Below are 20,358 nucleotides of genomic sequence, written 5' to 3' on the forward strand. Positions count from 1 at the left end.
TTTCATCCTTTAGGTTTAATTCATTCAGACAAGTAAATCATTATGGCTTCCTCATCTTTTGCTTCCTTATTGTATCCTAAATCAGCCATATTTACAATTCAGTTTACAGAACATTTGTTCCCTTTTTATCAAAAATTCTGCCGGGACTGTCCGCCTTAGTTTCTTCTATATTATAGGGGCTGCTGCCTCAGTGATCCTCATAAACAAACGAAAAGACAGAGATTGCTATCTCTGCCTTTCATTTTATATTTGGAAAATTATTACCCTTCGGTCACTTGCACTGTCAACATTGCTATCACTTCCGGATGAATTTTAACGGGCATTTTTGTGAAACCCAACGCGCGGATGGGATTTTCTAATTCAATTTTTCGTTTATCCAATTTAATATTATGTTGCTTTTGCAAGGCTTCAGCAATCTGTTTCGTTGTAATGGAACCAAACAAACGACCATCTTCACCAATTTTTGCCGACAATTTGATGATTGACTCATCTTTTTCCAGCAGTGCCTTCAATTCTTGCGCAGCTGCCAACTCTTCAGCCTGCTTCTTCTCTTCCGCTTTCTTTTGGCCTTTCAATGCGGAAATAGTGGCGGCATTCGCTTCATCAGCCTTACGGTTTTTGATTAGGAAAGTAGCATAGCCATCCGCTATGTCCTTGACTTCCCCTTTTTTTCCTTTGCCTTTAACATCCTCTAAAAAAACAACTTTCATTTATTATTCCCCTTCCTTGATTTTTTCTGGATTTATAACTGCTTTCAGTTTCTCAACTACTTCATGCACTGTCGTATTCTCAATCTGAGTAGCTGCATTGGATAAATGTCCGCCGCCGCCTAATTTTTCCATGACTGTCTGCACATTGTATTGCCCCAGACTTCTAGCACTGATGCCCACTCTGCCGTCCTGGCGTTTTGTGACGACAAATGAAGCATCTACCGCTTCCATCGACAACATCGTGTCGGCTGTTTGAGCAGCAACGACCGTGTCGTATATTTTTTCATCTTCTCCATGTACAATCGCCAGGTTACCATCCACAAATTCCATAGTTTGCAATAAATGACTGCGCAACAGATAAGTATCCAAGTCCTCTTTGAGTGATTTCTGGATCAAAACGGTATCAGCTCCATTCGACTGCAGATAACTGGCAGCATCAAAAGTCCTTGATCCAGTTCTCAAACTGAAGTTGCGGGTATCGACTATAATCCCTGCCAACATAGCAGTTGCTTCTATCTTATTGATGGCATCCATCTCATTGGATTGATATTCAAACAATTCAGCAATCAATTCTGACGTGGAGGACGCATAAGGTTCCATATAAACCAAAACAGAATCTTTCGGAAACTCTTGTCCGCGTCTATGATGGTCCAAAACGACGATTTTTTTGGACAGATTCAACAACCCCGGTGCCGGCGTCATGGATGGTCGATGGACATCAACCATCACGATCAGGGTCTGTGGCGTCACTAATGCCATTGCTTGCTCAGGTGAAATGATCCGCTTTGCAATCAAAGGATCTTTGTCTATTTCTTGCATAATACGATTCACATCATTGGAAAATTGTTGTGGATCCAATACTATCCAGGCTTCCCGATTATTCATCTGAGAAATACGTCGGATTCCTAAGCAGGAACCGATGACATCCATATCCGGATAACTATGCCCCATGATGATCACCTTATCGGCATGGACAATCAGCTCTTCCAAAGCCTGGCTAATCATTCTAGCACGGATACGGGTCCGTTTTTCCATTGGGTTAGTTTTGCCTCCATAGAAACGGGCATCTTCATTTTCGGCTCTCACAACAACCTGATCGCCACCTCTTGCTAAGGCTAAATCAATATTCGACTGTGCCATTTTGGCGACTTCTTTAAAATTGGTTTGCTCAAAAGTTTTTTCATATGAGAAACCCATGCTCAATGTCAACGGAAAATTTTGCTTGTAGGTTCTTTCTCTTATTTGATTTATGATATCAAAATTGTTTTCTTCGATTTTCTTTAAAGCTCGCATATTGGTCAATGCTATAAAGCGGTCATCATCCACTCGTTTCAAAAAGACATTATTCATGTTTGCCCAATTTGTGAGTTGATTCGTCAGATAGTTGTTTACATTCGATCGCTTACGATCATTCATGGATTGAACAGCCTCGTCGTAATTGTCGACAATGATATTCCCAAAAACAAATTTTTCATCTTTGTACTTCTCTTCAATTTTGGCATATTCTGTTATGTCCATCAAATAAATGACGCCAATATCCTCTTGAATGATCATATCAAAATAATGATCTCCCCATTTCACACGGCGTATCACATAGTCCTGCGATTCTTTAAAAAGCTGATATAATTCTTCATCAACCACATTCAGCTTTCTGCCCAGTATATCTTTCTTGCCAAAGTACTTTATTAAATATGGGTTCATCCATTGGATTTCTTCTTGCTTATTATATAGAAGTATCCCAATAGGCATTTTAATCAAAGCTTCTTGTTCACCTTTTTTGATTCGATAAGATAAGTCAGATATGTATTGATTTGTCTCATCAATCAAATACTCCGAAGAATAACTGATGAATCCAACAATCCCAACGCATAAGAGCGTAATTCCAATTCCGATTTTCCAATCTGCAATGAAAGTCAACACAACGATCACCAGCAATAAGAATACGATAATCAGGAAAGGAACCTTAATCTTGTCAGCCTTTATGAAGTGAGGAAGATTCTTTAACTTTTCCTTTATTTTCATGATAGCTCCTTTACTGAACCTACATTTTGCACTTGTACATTTTAACATATCCAGATAATAATAGCTATAATGCCCTTTCTGACGGCATTAGTTGACATATCCACGGCAAATTGAATGTTTCACGTGAAACATTTTTCTGGATAATGTCCGTATTCTGAAAGACAGATTTTCTAATCGAGGAAGATTATTTTTATATTTTCGGCATTGAGGAGTATAATTTCCACGATAATATTACGAGCTATGGGAGAACCAAACTTTTCTCTTGTCCAGCTTTCTTTACGCCCTCAACTAGATTGGATTATAGTGCTGCATTTTAGGGGATATTGTTTCAAACCATAACTACATTTTGAATGGATAATTATCGGCGAGCGATTTATACTCTGTGAGAATCTATCTCTCAAAATAGTTACCATTTTGATCGTAATGTAATTATTATTATAGTTTTCATTTGGTTGCTTTCCTTCTACTATCCTTCAATAGTTCCACGTGGAACATTTATTGATTACCCCTTTCAAATTTTGTGTGCGTTTATTTCTTAACCGATGTTCCACGTGGAACTTTTATATTCGTTCATCTTTTTTTATATTTGACCCCTTCTATTACTATTTCACTAATAATTTGAATAATCTAGCGATACGTTATTCTCCTATTTTTTCATACAATCTATAGAATCCATTTTCTTACTTGAAAATGGATTTTCACCATGTCTCTCTTTTCTCAGTTTCCTTTCCCTGTAGCAGCTCCTTTCCTTGTGGATAACTAAATCCACCTCCAACCTTTTTAGTTATCCACATTTCCCATCGCAAGCCTGTGCATAACTAAACCAAATAGTACGTTATTTCCTTGCTGGAATAGGATTTCTGTTGTAAAATGAATTTGTTGATAACTATTTATCGGGATACTGTTTACGACACCTTTGGTGTTTTAAAACGCTTGTGGATATCCTGTGCATAAATATAGAGGCTTGCGCTAATTCTCATATATTTATCTGAACAATTGTTTGGTTAGTGTGTTTATGAAATGACATCCTTTATTTTGGATGAATTTACTGCTATTTTAATGAAAATTGCTGAATCTTTAAAAAGGCATCCTTATATCCAGCATTTAGTCATTCCTGCTCGTCTACAAATGCAAACAGCAGCCAGTTGAATTTAGTGCGATTTTACTGTGGATAAAGTTCAAGAAATAGTTTTCCACATCCTGTTTTTGAAATGTTCAATAAGTCCCGGCGGAATCATCGCCATATCCTTATGTGGATAACTGAAAATAAATATAACCAGCCTGTGTACAACCTACGGGTCGTTTCCGGTAGTTCAACTGCTTCGGTGAAACCAACTCATTGATATAGTATGCAAAAGAGCGTATTTTGCTCTTCCAGAACTTGATTTAAATTTTGATGCATCGCAAATCGCTCTATAAAAAGTGCAAATTACTCAACTCATAGAAAAACTATCCTTGACTTGAGTAGGTTCTATTATTCTGAATCAATCATTGCTTGCATATTTCATGAATAACTTTAGATGATCCATCCTCTCAATTCAGCTGAACCTTAGGAATATCCGGCCTGAACGGGAATCTTCAACTGTGAAGCTGACATGTTTCAAATAGTGGTGATTTGTTTTTTATCTTTAGTCATGATATCTGGCTATTACTATAGATTTACGTGTGTATTTTTTTTCGAGCCTAGACCTAACCATCGGCATCGGCAATTTTTTTCGTATTGATGGTCGCTGCTTTATTTTGATATCTTCTGACGCTACGCTAAGTCCTCAGATTCTCTGCAATATAATTGAAAGAATCTGATTTGGTGGCATATTCCTGTCTGTTATATAGCGCTTAAGATGAAAGGGAAGATTGGGATGGGAGGTCTGTCGCTGCTTTATAATGTCTGAGCCAGCGTATCTGCATCTGATTTTAAGTTTCTGTGAAGCGGGTTTATGAAATCCCCCCTGAATGCCGATTCACTATTTTTCTCACTGATTCATTTTTACTAATTTTCCCAGTCACCAAGCCCCCTCATCGTAATTATTTATATACATCAATCAGAACTATTCAAAGTAGAACCTATTGCTGTGAGCAAATAAATGCATTTGGTTGTGTTATGCATTTATTGCTCTTGAGGACAACCACAGTACCGGTGAGGGTAGGGAAGATCTTACTTTTCTGAATTGTATGCTGGGGCTTCCCCCACAAAGAAGCATCTGCTTCAGGAACTGGCAGCAGCAGGTGATAATTTTTTAGGAATCCCAATTTCAATTCTCGAGAGTAATACGTCCTAATAAAAATTCATCAGTAAATAATTTCGCATCAAAACCAGCGCTAAAATGTTCCACGTGGAACATTTTAGCGCTGGCTATTTTTTTGTTCAAATCGGCAAAATTTAAGCTTCTGACAGAACCTACATTCTTATTTGAATATTTACCCACGACCTAGGTTAGTTCGTTCTAACAGGGGTAAAATGAACCCCTCAGAGCATCGTAGTACCTAGCCTTATACCTCAATGAAGAATATCTAGCAGTGTACCCGCGCTTAAAAAAATATATTTTTGAATCCCTTCTGCTACCGGGACGAGTAGAGGAGGACATTTAGATAAAGCAAAATCCTTGGTGTTGAGCTTTCAACTCGGCTGTTCAGCTTACCTGAGAAGAGCAACAAATTGGGGAAGATCTTAAGGGGGGAAGGATCCGCTAAGGCTGATGCCCGAAGGAGACACGGTAGTAGATACTCAGAAAAACGCGGCAGCTAGTTTACTTCACCCGATCATACGATCATTCAACAGAAACGGATAGGGCGCATCCAAAAAAAATTGTATCCGAAAGAGGGGAAAGAGGAGTGGGTGATACTGGGTGCAGTGCGGTGTGTCCGTGTTCAATAACTGTTTTTGGGTACAAAAAAAGGAGCGCTCCTGGAAGCGACTCCCTTAATATTATTCTGCTAATGTAAATGGCATAAGAGCCATGATACGAGAACGTTTGATAGATACAGTCAAAGTTCTTTGATGTTTAGCGCATGTACCTGTTACACGACGAGGTAAAATTTTACCTTTTTCAGATATATAACGTTTCAATAAATCAGTCTCTTTGTAATCTACATGATCAATGTGGTTAGCACAGAAATAACAAACTTTCTTACGTTTGCGTCCGCCTCTGCTGTTACGTTGAAATGCCATGTCAATTCCTCCTTTTCCTAAACTAACCATTCTGTCCTAAAGACTAGAACGGTAAATCATCATCTGAAATGTCAATTGATTCTCCGTTTGATGAAAACGGATCAGCAGTTGAGTTAAAATCAGAAAAACCGTTTTGTTTCGGAGAAGAGTATTGATTATTATACTGTCCTTGGTTTTGGTTAGATTCAAAAGATTTGCTTGATCCGAAGTTTGCACTCGGAGCTGCTTGATTTGAAGAAGCTGCGCCAGTCTCTCTCGGTCTTTGTTCGGTAGTTGTTTTCGATTCCAACAATGTGAAATTATCTGCAACGACTTCAGTCACGTATACGCGCTGTCCTTGTTGATTATCATAATTCCTTGTTTGGATTCGGCCAGTGATACCGACTAAAGAGCCTTTACGAGTGAAATTCGCGAAATTCTCTGCAGATTTTCTCCAAATGACACAATTGATGAAGTCAGCTTCTCTTTCTCCTGCTTGGTTAGTAAACTGTCTGTTTACTGCAAGAGCGAAGGTTCCGACTGCTGTGCCGCTGGATGTATAGCGTAAATCAACATCTTTTGTAAGTCTGCCGACTAAGACAACATTATTAATCATTCATCTTACTCCTTTCAAAATGTTTCACGTGGAACACTTTACTTAGTTTCTACTTTAACAACGATGTGGCGAATGATATCGCTATTGATCTTTGCTAGACGGTCGAATTCGTCGATTGCTTTAGCATCTGAAGCAGAAATTTTCACGATATGGTAGATACCTTCACGAAAATCTTTGATTTCATAAGCTAAACGGCGTTTCGCCCAGTCTTTTGATTCAATAACTTCAGCGCCATTATCAGTTAAAATAGAATCGAAACGTGCGATCAATTCTGCTTTAGCTTCTTCTTCGATGTTAGGACGGATAATGTAGTTGATTTCGTAATTGCTCATTTGACTGTCACCTCCTTGTGGACTTTGGCCCTTACTTTTGTAAGAGCAAGGAGAGTACCTTTTCAGGATTACTCACATCTAAAGATTGTACCATATCCCATTTTTTATGGCAAGTCTTTTTTTCAGCCACCTTGAAAGAGGACAAATAAAAACGGAGGAAAGCGTCCCAGGACGGTTTCCTCCGTTTTAACTCTATTAGCTTTAGTATCGAATTTCTATTCTTCCGAATCTTCTTCATCCAAAAATTCATCTGCGAAATCGCTCAATTTATCGGCCATTTCGGACGTTTCTGCTATATCTGGTGTATTTGCCTGTTCGGTTGCATTAGCTGCTTCTGAGGCGTTATTTTCACCTTCTGAAGTCAAGCCTGTCTCTAGGGGAGTAACCACTTCTTCATCCTCTTCGCGCTCAACTTTTGCCATTGTCGATACAATGGCTTCGCCATCAAGCTTGATCAAGCGTACGCCTAGAGTAGCACGGCCTGTTTGGGAAATGGCATCAGCGTGGAAACGGATCATGACGCCTTTATCCGTGATGATCATGATGTCTTCATCACCGGAGACAGTCGTCAAACCTACCAATTTACCGTTTTTCTCAGTAATGTTGGCTGTTTTGACCCCTTTGCCGCCACGTCCTTTGATAGCATATTCATCTGCTGCCGTACGTTTGCCGTAACCATTTTCCGTGATGATAAGAACTTCCGACTCGTGTTTCAGCACATCCATGCCGACAACATAGTCATCTCCTCTTAATTTCACACCGCGAACACCGGTAGCAGTCCTACCCATATCACGAACGTCCTTTTCATCAAAGCTTACGGAGTAGCCGAAGTGCGTTCCGATAATGATGTTCTGGTTGCCGTCAGTCAAGGATACTTTGATCAGTTCATCCTCATCCTTCAGGTTGATTGCGCGCAGACCGCTTTGACGGATATTTTGGAATTCAGTAGCAGATGTCCGTTTGACGGTACCCATCCGCGTCGTGAAGAACAAGTACTCTCCGTCTTGCGGGCCGCCTTTGACGTTGATGATGGCTTGGATTTTTTCGTTGGCATCCAAGTTCAGCAAGTTGATGATCGGTAAGCCTTTTGCCTGGCGGCCGTATTCAGGCACTTCATAGCCTTTTGTTTTGTATACTTTCCCTTGGTTTGAGAAGTACAGCAAAACATCGTGCGTCGATGCCGAAATCAGTGTTTCGATGAAATCATCATCATGGATACCCATGCCTTGGACACCGCGTCCGCCGCGTTTTTGGGCTCTGAATTCGCTGTTTGGCAAACGTTTAATGTAGCCGTTATGAGTTAAAGTCAGGACGATGTCTTCCTCTTCGATTAAGTCTTCATCCTCAAGCGACAATACTTCGCCAACCAAAAGTTCCGTGCGGCGTTTGTCGCCGAATTTTTCTTGGATTTCAAGTAATTCCGTATAGATGATGTCGAATACACGCTGCTCATTCGCTAAAATATCAGTCAAATCAGCAATCAAAGCCATCAGCGCATCATATTCTGCTTCAACTTTTTCTCTTTCCAAACCGGTCAGACGCACCAGACGCATATCCAAGATGGCTTGCGCTTGTTTTTCGGAAAGGCCGTATTTGTCGATGAAGATTTGTTTGGCTGCTTCCCCATTGGTTGAACCGCGCAGAATCGCTACGATTTCATCGATATGATCCAATGCAATCCGCAAGCCGGCCAAGATATGCGCACGGGCTTCCGCTTTTCGTTTGTCGAATGCGGCTCTTCTGCGGATGACTTCTTCTTGGTGTTCCAAATAGTGGACCAAAATCTGTTTGAGTCCCAGCACTTTAGGGATGCCTTTTACGATCGCCAACATATTGAAGCCGAAAGATGATTGGAGCGGCGTCAATTTGTAGAGATTATTCAGAATGACGCCGGCACTGACATCCTTGCGGACATCAATGACGACACGCATGCCGTCGCGGTCGGACTCATCCGCTAAATCGGTTATGCCTTCGATCCGTTTATCGCGGGCCAGTTCAGCAATCCGTTCGACCAATTTCGCTTTGTTGACCATATAGGGCAATTCCGAAATGATGATGCGTTCTTTGCCGTTTTTCAGAATTTCGACTTCTACACGTCCGCGGACAATGATCGAGCCTTTGCCCGTTTCATAGGCTTTTCTGATGCCTGATTTGCCCATGACGATTCCGCCTGTAGGGAAATCGGGGCCGGGAACGGCCTCCATCAATTCGGCAGTCGTCGCATCCGGATCATTCATCAGGATATGCAGGGCGGAAATGACTTCCGTCAGGTTGTGCGGTGGGATATTTGTCGCCATCCCAACGGCAATACCGGAAGCGCCATTCACAAGCAGGTTAGGGAATCGGGCCGGCAATACATCAGGTTCACTTTCGGAACCGTCATAGTTATCGTGGTAATCGACTGTATCCTTATTGAGGTCACGCAGCATCTCCAAGGCGATTTTTGACATTCGCGCTTCGGTGTAACGCATTGCTGCGGCGCTGTCTCCATCGATGGAGCCGAAGTTTCCGTGTCCATCGACCAATGGATAACGGTAGCTGAAATCCTGGGACATACGCACCATGGATTCATAGATGGCACTGTCACCGTGGGGATGGTACTTACCCATTACGTCCCCAACGATACGTGCGGATTTTTTATGCGCTTTATCAGGCGTAACGCCCAATTCGCTCATGCCGTAAAGTATACGGCGATGGACCGGCTTGAGTCCGTCACGGACGTCAGGCAGAGCCCTGGCTACGATAACGCTCATGGCATATTCCAGGAATGAAGTTTCCATTTCATGGCTTAATTCCCTTTGTTCCATGGCTTGATCATTTATTTTTTCAATTTCATCAGACATTTAATTTCCAACCCCCTTTTAGATATCCAAGTTCTTCACGTAGACCGCATTTTCTTCGATGAAGTTCCTTCTTGGTTCTACATGATCCCCCATAAGCATATTCAATGTTTCGTCAGCTTTGACGGCATCATCGACGGTCACCTGCAGGAAGTGACGGTTCTCAGGGTTCATGGTCGTATCCCATAATTGTTCTGCATCCATTTCTCCAAGTCCTTTATAGCGTTGGATGATTGGTTTTGGCGAGTCAGGGATGGAAGCAAGGTACTCTTCCAGCTCTTGATCGGTATCGAGGTACTTCTCTTTTTTGCCTTGCTTCACCTGATACAAAGGTGGCTGTGCGATATACACGTATCCGGCTTCGACTAAAGGGCGCATATAGCGATAGAAAAGCGTCAGCAGCAACGTACGGATATGCGCGCCATCGACATCGGCATCGGTCATGATGACCAATTTATGGTAACGGGCTTTGGAAACATCAAAGTCTCCACCGAAGCCGGTACCCATCGCCGTAAACAACGAACGGATCTCTTCATTGGCGAGGATTTTGTCGATGGATGCTTTCTCTACATTCAGAATCTTTCCTCGGATTGGCAGGATTGCCTGGAAGAAACGGGAACGGCCTTGTTTTGCCGAACCTCCGGCTGAGTCTCCTTCGACGATGAATATTTCGGATTCTGCTGGATTTTTACTGGAGCAATCGGCCAATTTACCGGGCAGATTACTGATTTCCAAGCCGCTCTTCTTACGTGTCACTTCACGGGCTCTTTTGGCTGCTAAACGTGCGCGGGCAGCCAACATACCTTTTTCGACAATCTGACGGGCGACTTGCGGGTTTTCCATTAGGAATTTATCAAAGTACGCTGAAAAAAGTCGATCAGTGATGGTACGCGCTTCTGAATTACCCAATTTTGTCTTTGTTTGTCCTTCGAACTGCGGATCAGGATGTTTGATGGAGAGAACAAGGGTAAGGCCTTCGCGCACATCTTCCCCGGTCAGGTTCTCTTCATTTTCCTTGATGATCTTATTGCGTTTTGCATAGTCATTGATGACACGGGTCAAAGCGGTCTTTGCACCGGATTCATGGGTTCCGCCTTCGTAAGTATGGATATTATTGGCGAAACTCAGAAAATTTGTATGATAGCCATCCGTATATTGCATCGCTACTTCAACTTGAATATCGTCCTGCTCGCCTTCGATGTAGATGGGTTCTTCGAAAATGACTTTTTTATTGCGGTTCAGAAACTCGACGTAACTCTTGATTCCGCCTTCGTAATAATAGTCTTGTTCAACAGGTTCTTCTGGACGTCTGTCCGTGATGGAAATGTTCAACCCTTTGTTCAAGAAAGCCAATTCCCTGACACGTACGGCCAGTTTTTCAAACTCAAAGACAGTCGTTTCCTTGAAAATTTCCGGATCGGGCAGGAAACGGACCTCCGTACCATGCTTATCAGTATCTCCCGTGATGGTCAAATCGGATGTGATGTCCCCGCGTACGAACGTTTGGGTATAAATTTTATTGTCTTTATAGACGTTTACGGTCAATTCAGAAGACAGGGCATTCACGACGGACGCGCCAACACCATGGAGACCGCCTGAAACTTTGTAGCCTCCACCGCCGAATTTTCCGCCTGCATGAAGAACGGTGAAGACCGTTTCTACAGCGGGGCGGCCAGTCGTCGCTTGGATATCGACTGGAATACCACGGCCATTATCGGTTACGGTTATACTATTGTCTTTTTCGATTATTATTTCAATTTTCGTTGCAAAGCCGGCTAACGCTTCATCGATGGAATTATCCACGATTTCCCAGACCAAATGGTGCAAACCCGCGCCACTGGTAGAGCCGATGTACATCCCAGGACGTTTGCGGACTGCTTCCAGTCCTTCCAGGACCTGGATCTGACTGGCATCATATTCTTTTGCTCGTTCAGCTTTGTTCATTTCAGTTTCTGCCATTCTGTTACACACCTTCCATTTCTACTTCACCGTTTTTTATATGGTAGATAGTCGGTTCGTCTATCTTATTCTTTTTTATGCCATCCAAACTGGTTGTCGTCAAAAAGGTCTGGACCTTCTTCTCGATCGCTTTCAGCAGATGGGTCTGGCGTTCATCATCCAACTCTGACAGGACATCATCCAGCAACAGGATTGGATACTCCCCCAGGACCTCATTCATGCATTCGATCTCCGCCAGTTTGAGACTGAGGACAGTCGTTCTTTGCTGTCCTTGAGAGCCATAGTTTTGGACATTGCGCCCGTTCACCTGAAAGATCAGATCATCGCGGTGTGGACCGAAAAGGGTGACAGCCTGATCCCGTTCCCGGCTTTTCCCTTGGCTGAAAGCTTCCATCAGTTTCAAAAAAATAGCGTCTTTATCCATCTCATCAGATAACTCGATGTTGGACTTGTAGGCGATCGTCAGGTCTTCCCGCTCCAAAGAAATCTCTTTGTGCAGCGGTTGGGCCCAAGCTTCCAATTTTTTTATGAACTGGAGACGGTAGACCAACAGATCGGCACCCAAAATGGCCAATTGCTCCGTCAACACATCCAAATAGACTTCATCCTTGGCTTTGCCGGTCACCAACTGCTTCAGATAAAGGTTCCGTTGCTTCAGTATCCGCTGATATTGTACAAGATCATGCAGATAGACCGGGTTCATCTGGCCCAGCTCCATATCCAGGAATTTTCTCCGGTTGGCGGGTGCGCCTTTCACCAGATTCAGGTCTTCCGGGGCGAACAGTACAACGTTCAGTTGACCGATGTATTGGCTCAGTTTTTTTTGTTCCAGGTGATTGACTTTGGCAATCTTACCTTTTTTGGAAAAAATGATTTCCAACGGGAACGTGGAAACCCTTTTTTGGATTTTGCCGGTTATTTTGGCAGAATCTGCTTGCCACCGGATCATCTCTTTTTCGTTTGACGTGCGCGGACTCCTTGCCAAAGCCAATGCATAGATTGCTTCCATGAGATTAGTTTTGCCTTGCGCATTCTCACCCAAAAACACATTGATGCCGTCTGAAAAGGACACGGAAAGAGACGGATAATTCCGAAAATTTTGCAGCGTCACTTCTTTCAGGATCATGCTTCGGACTCACTGTTGTTTTGCTCAGCCTTTTCTTTATCCGATTTTGTTGACTGGATGAAGAAAGTGCCTTCACCAGGGATATCGATCATCGTACCGGGAAACAATTTGCGGCCTCTGCGGTCTTCTTTTTCGTTATCTACGTACACCACGTATTCTGAAAGGAACCATTTGGCCATTCCGCCGCTGGAAATCAGATTGACATGTTTCAGTAGTTGACCAAGAGTAATGAACTCTGCATCAATATTCACAATATTTTTCAAGAAATTCACCTATTTTCCAATAAAATAAGCGTGGAAAATAAAACCCACGCAACAACGCTCATTAATATGTTTATTATACTATTTTTTTTGATCAATTTCAAATTTTCGCGAAAAAAAAGGCCCTTATTTCAATTTTTTTAGAAAACAATACAAATTAGCTATATCCCAACGAAAGCGTCTATAGGCTTATAAATTTAAAATTCGCGTTTTTCGGTCATTTTATCTTTAGCTGAATAAATGGAGCGGATGCAGACTTTCTTCCTATGGGGAAAACGGCTCTGGTCTGAGCGTTTTCATTTTTAGATAAGCAAAAAGCAAGGAAACGATCCGATCGTTTCCTTGCTTTTTTGACTATATCAATTGGATCAATAAGTCCTTACAGGCGTGATCAATTGGATAAACGAATTATCGTTATCGTCTTCACGATCTGCAGGTACGACCGTGAATGGGCGTACAGCCGAAGTGAAATTGACTTGGACATCCTGTTGGCCGAATGTGCGTAGCGCATCCTTCATGTAATCGGGATTGAAGGAAATGATCAGCGGATCGCCACTGGCAGACTCATAGGCTAAGGATTCTTCCACATTGCCGACTTCAGGGGAGTTTCCTGATAACTCGACTTTGTTTGCGTCAATGGACAATTTGACGACGTTGTTTTTTCCTTCGTGCGAAAGCAGGGAGGCACGGTCGGTAGCCTGTAGCAGATCATAGGCATTCAGGACGATCTGAGTGCTGGAGCTGGCCGGTATCAATCGGTTTGTATCCGGGTAGTAGCCTTCCAACAAGCGCGAATAGAAATAAACATTTTCGGCTTTGAAAAGGACCTGGTTCTCCGTGATCATCATTTCGATTGTCGGTTGGTTCTCAACAATCCGCGAGAGTTCCACCAAGCTTTTTCCGGGAATGATGACATTGTAGGTTTTTTCCAGCTGTGATTCTGGAGCCGCGATCGAGATGACGCGCTGGCTCAAACGATGGCTGTCCGTAGCGACTGCTGTCAATTTCCCATTTTGGATGGTCATGTTCACCCCAGTCAAGATCGGACGGCTTTCTTGTGTCGACGTTGCGATTACTGTATGCTGGATCACTTGTTTGAATAAAGCGGTCGGCAAGGTGATGACCTCATTCGAATCGATGACCGGGAAATTCGGATAGTTGTTTACATCGATTCCGTTGATGGTGAAAGATGCTTTTGCAGAAGTGATGTTAGTCTGGAAATGATCTTTGACTTCAATCGTGATTTTTTCATCAGCTAATTTTTTTACGATTTCGCTGAAGAAACGAGCCGGCAGGACAATGCCGCCTTGTGTGTGGATTTCAATCTGGTTATTCTCTTCCGACACAGGGATCAGAGTTTCGATGGAAATATCCGAATCGCTTCCGCTCAATACGATGCCATTTTCATCAGCACTGATTTTTACCCCTGTCAAAATAGGAATTGTCGTTCTGCTGGAAATAGCTCTTTGTACGTCAGATAAGTGTTTGATCAAAACCTGACGATTAATGGAAAATTTCATAATAAGGGACCTCCGATGGTTATTAATATAAATTAAATAATATTAGTAATAGTAGTAGGGCCTGTTCATACTGTGGATAAGTGAAAGAAGCTGACAAAACCAATCGTTTTCCACCTGTGGATAACGTGTTCGTAAATGGCGTCTTATTTATTGGCTTATCCACAATGCGCGAGAGGATCATTTTTTCAGACTGTTTTGGATCGTCTCGATTTCGCGTTGCAGAACAGGGTCTTTTTTTACGACAAGGGCAATTTTGTCATGGGCATGGATGACGGTCGTGTGATCCTTGCCGCCGAATTCGGAACCGATTTTCGGCAAGGAATTGTCCGTCATCACCCGGGAAAGGTACATGGCGATTTGTCTTGGCACCACGATTCCCTTGGTGCGCTTCTTGCCTTTCAATTCCTCTACGGTCACATGGTAATATTTCCCGACCGCTTGCTGGATGGCATAGATGGATAAAGCTTTTGGTTTTTCGGAAGGCATGATGCTCTTCAGTGCGTCCGCTGCCAAACTGGTGGTGATGTCGGTCCCTTGTATCGCTGAATAGGCTTGAACCCGAACGAGCGCGCCTTCCAGTTCCCTGATGTTGGAATCTATCTGCCCAGCGATGTAGCTGAGGGTGTCATCAGGAATTTCCAGGCGCTCGCTGTTGGCTTTTTTGCGCAGAATGGCGATGCGTGTTTCCAGATCGGGCGGCGTGATATCAACAGATAAGCCCCAAGCAAAACGGGAGACAAGCCGTTCCTGTAGTTTAGGTATCTCGTTCGGCAAACGATCGCTCGTCAGCACAATCTGCTTGCGTTCATCGTAAAGCGCATTGAAAGTATGGAAGAATTCTTCCTGCGTTCCTTCTTTGTCGGCAAAAAATTGAATATCATCGACCATCAATAAGTCTACGCTGCGGTATTCGTTGCGGAATTGCTCCTGCGTTCGATTCTGGATGGAATTGATGAAATCATTAGCGAATGTTTCGCTGCTGACATATTTTACTCTCGCGGTTGGCCGCAGTTGCAGCATTTGATGGCCGATGGCGTGCATCAAATGGGTCTTGCCTAAGCCCACTCCTCCATAGAAGAAGAGCGGGTTGTAGATTGTGCCGGGTTCCTCCGCCACGACGAGGGCGGCAGCATGAGCCATCTGGTTTCCTTTTCCTATAACAAAGGTGTCAAAGGTATACTTGCTGTTCAGTTGGGCATCCTTGAAGAGACGATTGTTGTTGGTGCGTTTGATGGTCGGTTTTGCAATATCAGGCATTTCCTCATTCTTGATCATAAAAATGGGAGTCAGTTCTTTGCCGCTGAATTCGTAGATGCCTTCGACAATTCTGCTCATCAAGTTATTTTGCCAATAATCTTTATGTAAAGAAGAGGGGACTTCGATGATGATATTCGTGTCAGTCAGTCGGACCGGGACTGCGCTGTCTATCCAAGTATCATAGCTGACTTTTGACAATGATTCTTGAAATTTTTCTTGCAGATAACGCCATAATGAATAGATGTCATCCAAATGGGACACCTCCTTTTAGTGAGTCCTTTTTATTTTAGCATTATATCAAAAAGTTTTCCACAACTCTTTTCAGCTGTGAATAAAACAATCAACCGGTGCATAAGTAGTTGTCCACAGGCTTAAAGAGGGTGTGGACAATGTTTGTGGGAGAAGCAGTTGTCCACGGTCCGTTGTGGAATGGGATGTTTTTTAAACGTTGATTGTTACAGCGTTTGATACACTTTTCCACAGTTTTTCCAGATGGTGTTTCGGCAGAAATGCACAGGTTGTAGGAATGTGGATAAACCGGGTTGAAGGTGTGAGCAATCAAGGAGGCTGCAGGAGTTATCCCGTGGCATTGTGTATTAAAAAAAAGGTTGTGGATAATTTTATTTTGATGAGAATCCAATTTTTTTCAAGAAAGGTGTTTTATCTTTCGATGATTTGTGCTATTATATCTCAGTGAGTTCAATAAAATGAACCAATTTTACTTGACAGGTCACATTCTGTCTCTTTATAATGTTAATGGACTGTCTAAACAGTGAAATATAACCTATTTGAAAGATAGTTTATCAGGAGGTGTAAAGATCAATGAAAAGAACATACCAACCTAAAAAACGTCACCGTCAATCCGTTCATGGTTTCCGTAAACGTATGAGCACAAAAAACGGCCGTAGAGTATTAGCAAGAAGACGCGCTAAAGGCAGAAAAGTTATCTCTGCATAGATCACTGACCGTTTCAGTGGTCTTTTTTTTTAAGTATTTCGAAAAATGCAAAAATGTCTTTCTTAAATGGAGAGTGTGACAAATGTGTCCAACAGAACCGAGAGCAGAGATGCCTTGGGAGTGGGGTTCAGATTTGTGATGATAACGGAGAGAGAAATTTTTCTGTTTTTCTCCATTTGGGAGAGATTTTTTTTGCATGTTATGATTGCAGATTTGAGGGAAGAACATGAGGAAATCTTTTCGTGTTAAGAAAGAAAAAGAATTTCAGAAAGTATTTCATAATGGTGTGTCCAAAGCGAACCGCCAATTCGTGATCTATGTGCTCGATAAAAAGGGGCAATCGCATTTTCGGGTCGGTTTGTCCGTCGGCAAAAAAATCGGTAATGCTGTCGTGCGGAATGCCGTCAAAAGAAAGATTCGCCAGGCACTCACGGAATTGAAGGCAGATTTGGTTCAGGACATTGACTTCATCGTTATCGCGCGCAAACCGGTTGCTGAAATGTCGGCTGCGGAAGTCAAGAAAAGTCTGACCCACGTTCTTAAGCTTTCCAGCCTTTTGAAAAATAAATAAACTATATTATTCCTATTAAGGAGGAGTTCTCTTGTCAAAGCGTAAGCGATTACTTTTTACACTCAGCTTATTTGCTGTTATGATGGTTTTGTCAGCGTGTGGAACGGAACCTATTACCTCAGAAAGTGCCGGTTTTTGGGATCGTTATGTTGTCTTTAATTTCTCCAACATGATCGTTTGGTTGTCCGATCTATTTTTCAGTAATTATGGTCTAGGAATCATTGCTTTTACGATCATTATCCGGGTTATTCTGTTGCCGCTTAATCATTTCCAAACGAAGAGCACGAAAAAAATGTCGGCTGTTCAACCGCAGATAAAAGCGTTGCAGGCGAAATATGCCTCTAAAGATCGGGAAACGCAAGAACATCTGCAGAAGGAAGTTTCCAAGCTATATGCAGATAACGATGTGAATCCTTATATGGGTTGTTTGCCTGTTTTGGTTCAGATGCCCGTATTGATGGCGTTGTACCAAGCAATCAGCCGGACTGAAATTTTGAAGAGCGGCAGCTTCCTATGGATGAACCTGGGAGAACGCGATCCATTCTTCATTCTTCCGGTAGTGGCCGCAATACTGACGTATGCCACAAGCAAGCTGACGATGATGTCACAGACGGAAGCGAATTCCGCGACAAAATCGATGACGTACACGATGCCAATCATGATTTTGATGATGGGTATCAACTTCCCGAGCGCCTTGTCATTGTACTGGGTAGCAAGTAATGCCTTTTCGGTCGGTCAGACACTGATGCTGAACAACCCATACAAGGCCATCCGCGAGCGCGAACAAGCGGAAGCAGAAATAAAAGCGCGCGAAAAAGCATTGAAGAAAGCCCAAAATCCTAAAAAGAAAAAGAAAAACTAGTTATACTTTGAAGTAGGAAAGGATGACATTCTATTATGGATAAAGTAATTGCGAAAGATACGACCGTTGATAAAGCGATTCGCAAAGGTCTGAATTTGTTGGGCGTAGATAGCCATGAAGCCGATATCGTCGTAATCTCTGAAGGAAAAAAAGGGATTTTTGGATTCGGACAAAAAGAGGCAGTCGTGGAAATCACGCGCAAAGAAATCAGGGATTTTGATGAAGCAGGCGATATCCAGTTAGCTGAGATCGAAGAGACAGTCGAAGATATCGTAGAAGATCTTGAAGAGGATTATCCGGAAACTGCGGAAAAGATATTGGCTGATCAACCTGAAATCGATAAAGTGATTTTTTCCGATGAGTATGAAGAAGCCGAAGATTATGATGAAGAATCCGGCCGCGATGAAGCGATTGCCGCAGTGACCGAGTATCTTACTTCGGTAGCTGAAGCATACGGGGCTCCTGCGATCGTGACGGTCGAAGAGAAGAACAATATGCTGATTTTCCAAATGGAAAGCGAAAAGCCAGGGTTATTGATCGGCAAATACGGAAAAATCGTCAATGCTCTGCAGATATTGGCGCAAGCGCTGGTGCAACGCTATGTGCGTCGCCGCCTGTCCGTAATCGTGAATGTCGGTGACTACCGTGAGCGCAGAGCTGCCGTATTGGAAAGCATCGCCGACCGTACTGCGGAACGCGTCATCAAAACGAGACAGCCCGTGTTCCTTGAGCCGCTGCCTGCTTTTGAAAGAAAACAGATCCATGCGCGCTTGAGCCAGAACAAACGCATCAAAACCCATTCCGAGGGCAAAGAGCCGCATCGTTATTTGGTTGTTGAGATAGCGGACTAATCGAATATCATAAAGCCTTCACCAGGGATCAGCTTGATTCCCGGTGAAGGTTTTTTTATTTGGTTCTTTTTTCCTGAGGGTTGCGGGGAAGATGTCGCAAATTATGGGAAGATGGACTAAACTTAAGGAAATACAAGCAGAAAAGAGGGGAATGGATTATGGAAAAGTTCAAAGCTTTATGGGCCGAAAATATAGATGCGAAAGTGGAGACGACGATCAGAACATTAACAAAAGAGGACTTGCCTGATGGGGAGGTGCTGATCGAAGTGCACTACTCGAGCGTCAACTACAAGGACGGGCTAGCCGGAAGCAATCCGAAAAGCGGGGTCATCCGCAATTATCCCATGATTTTGGGGATCGATCTGAGCGGTGTGGTTGCGGAATCGCTTGATCCAGCTTTCCGAGCGGGCGATAAGGTAATCGTGACTGGCTACGGTTTAGGGGTCAGTCATTTCGGCGGATTTAGCCAATTTGCTCGGGTCCCTGCAGCTTGGGTCGTGCCGTTGCCGGAAGGATTGAGCCTGAGGGAAGCGATGATCATCGGGACGGCCGGCTACACAGCTGCTGAATCGGTGGATGCCTTGGAGCAACAAGACATCCAGCCGCAAAGCGGTGTGGTTTTGGTGACTGGGGCTTCCGGCGGTGTCGGCGGCATAGCGATCGCGATGCTGAAGCGTCTTGGGTATAAGGTCGAAGCCGTGTCCCGGAAGAAAGCGGACTGCATGGATTACCTGAAGGGACTCGGTGCTGAAGCGGTCCTCCATCCCGACGAAGTGGCTCTGGAGAAGAAGCGGCCTTTGGCGCAGCAGCGTTGGGCGGCGGTCATCGATCCGGTCGGTGGCCCGATGCTGCCTGATTTATTGGCGCAGCTGCATTACGGAGGCTGTCTGGCTTTGAGCGGAAATGCCGGCGGAATCGCATTCGACGCGACCGTGCTGCCTTTTATCCTGAGGGGTGTCAAGCTTGTGGGGATCGACTCGGTGAGCCATCCTTACGCTGAGCGCATCAAGCTTTGGGGGCGCATGGCAAACGATCTTAAGCCGGAAAATCTTGATTTGCTGGTCGAACAGGAAATCACGCTGGAAGATTTGCCAGCGGCTTTCGGGAAAATCATGGACGGAAAGATGCATGGGCGTACGTTAGTGAAAGTGAAAAACGGGATATGAGAGACTCAGTTTAATCAATAAACGGCAAGGAACCGGGGCATCATCCGATTCTTTTGTCGTTTTTTTTAAGGGTGTTGTCTAGCTTGTTAACGCTTCATAAAATGCGGAAAACAAACGACTTGTATATACAAGTAAGTATGTTGCATCCAGAAAACGTTTGC

16 protein-coding genes are annotated in these 20,358 nt (G+C 43.4%); 5 read left to right on the forward strand and 11 right to left on the reverse strand.

The features are described 5' to 3' along the window. Positions 1-260: 260 nt before the first annotated feature. The 11 genes from rplI to dnaA form a co-directional block, all read right to left on the reverse strand. The gene (rplI, locus tag BLV66_RS13285) at positions 261-710 is read right to left on the reverse strand and encodes a 50S ribosomal protein L9 (RefSeq protein ID WP_086986345.1); all 450 of its coding nucleotides are present in this window, start codon (positions 708-710) and stop codon (positions 261-263) included. A gap of 3 nt (positions 711-713) precedes the next feature. Then, positions 714-2,732 (reverse strand): DHH family phosphoesterase, encoded by a 2,019-nt coding sequence (locus BLV66_RS13290; RefSeq protein ID WP_086986344.1) that lies wholly within the window; start codon positions 2,730-2,732, stop codon positions 714-716. 2,926 nt (positions 2,733-5,658) lie between these two features. Beyond that, positions 5,659-5,901, reverse strand: coding sequence for a 30S ribosomal protein S18 (gene rpsR, locus BLV66_RS13295; RefSeq protein WP_068562133.1), 243 nt, complete (start codon positions 5,899-5,901; stop codon positions 5,659-5,661). 43 nt (positions 5,902-5,944) lie between these two features. After that, a complete protein-coding gene (ssb, locus tag BLV66_RS13300; RefSeq protein WP_086628720.1) occupies positions 5,945-6,496 on the reverse strand; it encodes a single-stranded DNA-binding protein in 552 nt (183 codons plus the stop codon). 38 nt (positions 6,497-6,534) lie between these two features. Beyond that, complete coding sequence (rpsF, locus tag BLV66_RS13305) at positions 6,535-6,828, reverse strand: 30S ribosomal protein S6 (protein WP_086628719.1); 294 nt, start codon at positions 6,826-6,828, stop codon at positions 6,535-6,537. Between the two features lie 215 nt (positions 6,829-7,043). After that, positions 7,044-9,635 carry a DNA gyrase subunit A gene (gene gyrA, locus BLV66_RS13310; protein ID WP_245826716.1) on the reverse strand — a complete coding sequence of 864 codons (2,592 nt, stop codon included), beginning with the start codon at positions 9,633-9,635 and terminating at the stop codon, positions 7,044-7,046. A gap of 54 nt (positions 9,636-9,689) precedes the next feature. Beyond that, a complete protein-coding gene (gyrB, locus tag BLV66_RS13315; RefSeq protein WP_086986342.1) occupies positions 9,690-11,627 on the reverse strand; it encodes a DNA topoisomerase (ATP-hydrolyzing) subunit B in 1,938 nt (645 codons plus the stop codon). 4 nt (positions 11,628-11,631) lie between these two features. Beyond that, positions 11,632-12,753, reverse strand: a complete 1,122-nt coding sequence (gene recF / locus BLV66_RS13320) for a DNA replication/repair protein RecF (protein WP_086986341.1) — start codon at positions 12,751-12,753, stop codon at positions 11,632-11,634. After that, complete coding sequence (gene yaaA / locus BLV66_RS13325; protein ID WP_086986930.1) at positions 12,750-13,016, reverse strand: S4 domain-containing protein YaaA; 267 nt, start codon at positions 13,014-13,016, stop codon at positions 12,750-12,752. Before yaaA ends, recF begins: the two co-directional genes overlap by 4 nt. Positions 13,017-13,381: 365 nt before the next feature. Then, complete coding sequence (gene dnaN / locus BLV66_RS13330; protein WP_086986340.1) at positions 13,382-14,533, reverse strand: DNA polymerase III subunit beta; 1,152 nt, start codon at positions 14,531-14,533, stop codon at positions 13,382-13,384. 177 nt (positions 14,534-14,710) lie between these two features. Then, on the reverse strand, positions 14,711-16,042 hold the full coding sequence (gene dnaA, locus BLV66_RS13335; protein ID WP_086986339.1) for a chromosomal replication initiator protein DnaA: 1,332 nt from the start codon (positions 16,040-16,042) through the stop codon (positions 14,711-14,713). A 570-nt stretch (positions 16,043-16,612) separates the two neighbouring features. Here dnaA and rpmH point away from each other — a divergent pair. The 5 genes from rpmH to BLV66_RS13360 all read left to right on the forward strand — a co-directional run bounded on the left by rpmH (position 16,613) and on the right by BLV66_RS13360 (position 20,197). After that, complete coding sequence (gene rpmH / locus BLV66_RS13340; RefSeq protein WP_072763781.1) at positions 16,613-16,747, forward strand: 50S ribosomal protein L34; 135 nt, start codon at positions 16,613-16,615, stop codon at positions 16,745-16,747. Between the two features lie 226 nt (positions 16,748-16,973). After that, positions 16,974-17,318 (forward strand): ribonuclease P protein component, encoded by a 345-nt coding sequence (gene rnpA / locus BLV66_RS13345; RefSeq protein ID WP_086986338.1) that lies wholly within the window; start codon positions 16,974-16,976, stop codon positions 17,316-17,318. 31 nt (positions 17,319-17,349) lie between these two features. Beyond that, positions 17,350-18,180 (forward strand): membrane protein insertase YidC, encoded by an 831-nt coding sequence (yidC, locus tag BLV66_RS13350; RefSeq protein ID WP_086986337.1) that lies wholly within the window; start codon positions 17,350-17,352, stop codon positions 18,178-18,180. A gap of 35 nt (positions 18,181-18,215) precedes the next feature. Then, positions 18,216-19,031, forward strand: a complete 816-nt coding sequence (gene jag / locus BLV66_RS13355) for an RNA-binding cell elongation regulator Jag/EloR (protein ID WP_086986336.1) — start codon at positions 18,216-18,218, stop codon at positions 19,029-19,031. A gap of 158 nt (positions 19,032-19,189) precedes the next feature. Next, complete coding sequence (locus tag BLV66_RS13360; protein WP_086986335.1) at positions 19,190-20,197, forward strand: oxidoreductase; 1,008 nt, start codon at positions 19,190-19,192, stop codon at positions 20,195-20,197. Positions 20,198-20,358: the final 161 nt, after the last annotated feature.

This window comes from Trichococcus collinsii, from assembly GCF_900107505.1.
GTDB lineage: Bacteria > Bacillota > Bacilli > Lactobacillales > Aerococcaceae > Trichococcus > Trichococcus collinsii.

Bases quoted from the DNA above. Each gene is read 5' to 3' on its own strand.
- BLV66_RS13290 (WP_086986344.1), bottom strand. From the start codon at position 2,732: ATGAAAATAAAGGAAAAGTTAAAGAATCTTCCTCACTTCATAAAGGCT.
- dnaN (WP_086986340.1), bottom strand. From the start codon at position 14,533: ATGAAATTTTCCATTAATCGTCAGGTTTTGATCAAACACTTATCTGAC.
- rnpA (WP_086986338.1), top strand. From the start codon at position 16,974: ATGAGGAAATCTTTTCGTGTTAAGAAAGAAAAAGAATTTCAGAAAGTA.
- rpmH (WP_072763781.1), top strand. From the start codon at position 16,613: ATGAAAAGAACATACCAACCTAAAAAACGTCACCGTCAATCCGTTCAT.
- ssb (WP_086628720.1), bottom strand. From the start codon at position 6,496: ATGATTAATAATGTTGTCTTAGTCGGCAGACTTACAAAAGATGTTGAT.
- rpsF (WP_086628719.1), bottom strand. From the start codon at position 6,828: ATGAGCAATTACGAAATCAACTACATTATCCGTCCTAACATCGAAGAA.
- jag (WP_086986336.1), top strand. From the start codon at position 18,216: ATGGATAAAGTAATTGCGAAAGATACGACCGTTGATAAAGCGATTCGC.
- rplI (WP_086986345.1), bottom strand. From the start codon at position 710: ATGAAAGTTGTTTTTTTAGAGGATGTTAAAGGCAAAGGAAAAAAAGGG.
- BLV66_RS13360 (WP_086986335.1), top strand. From the start codon at position 19,190: ATGGAAAAGTTCAAAGCTTTATGGGCCGAAAATATAGATGCGAAAGTG.
- gyrB (WP_086986342.1), bottom strand. From the start codon at position 11,627: ATGGCAGAAACTGAAATGAACAAAGCTGAACGAGCAAAAGAATATGAT.
- gyrA (WP_245826716.1), bottom strand. From the start codon at position 9,635: ATGGAACAAAGGGAATTAAGCCATGAAATGGAAACTTCATTCCTGGAA.
- rpsR (WP_068562133.1), bottom strand. From the start codon at position 5,901: ATGGCATTTCAACGTAACAGCAGAGGCGGACGCAAACGTAAGAAAGTT.
- recF (WP_086986341.1), bottom strand. From the start codon at position 12,753: ATGATCCTGAAAGAAGTGACGCTGCAAAATTTTCGGAATTATCCGTCT.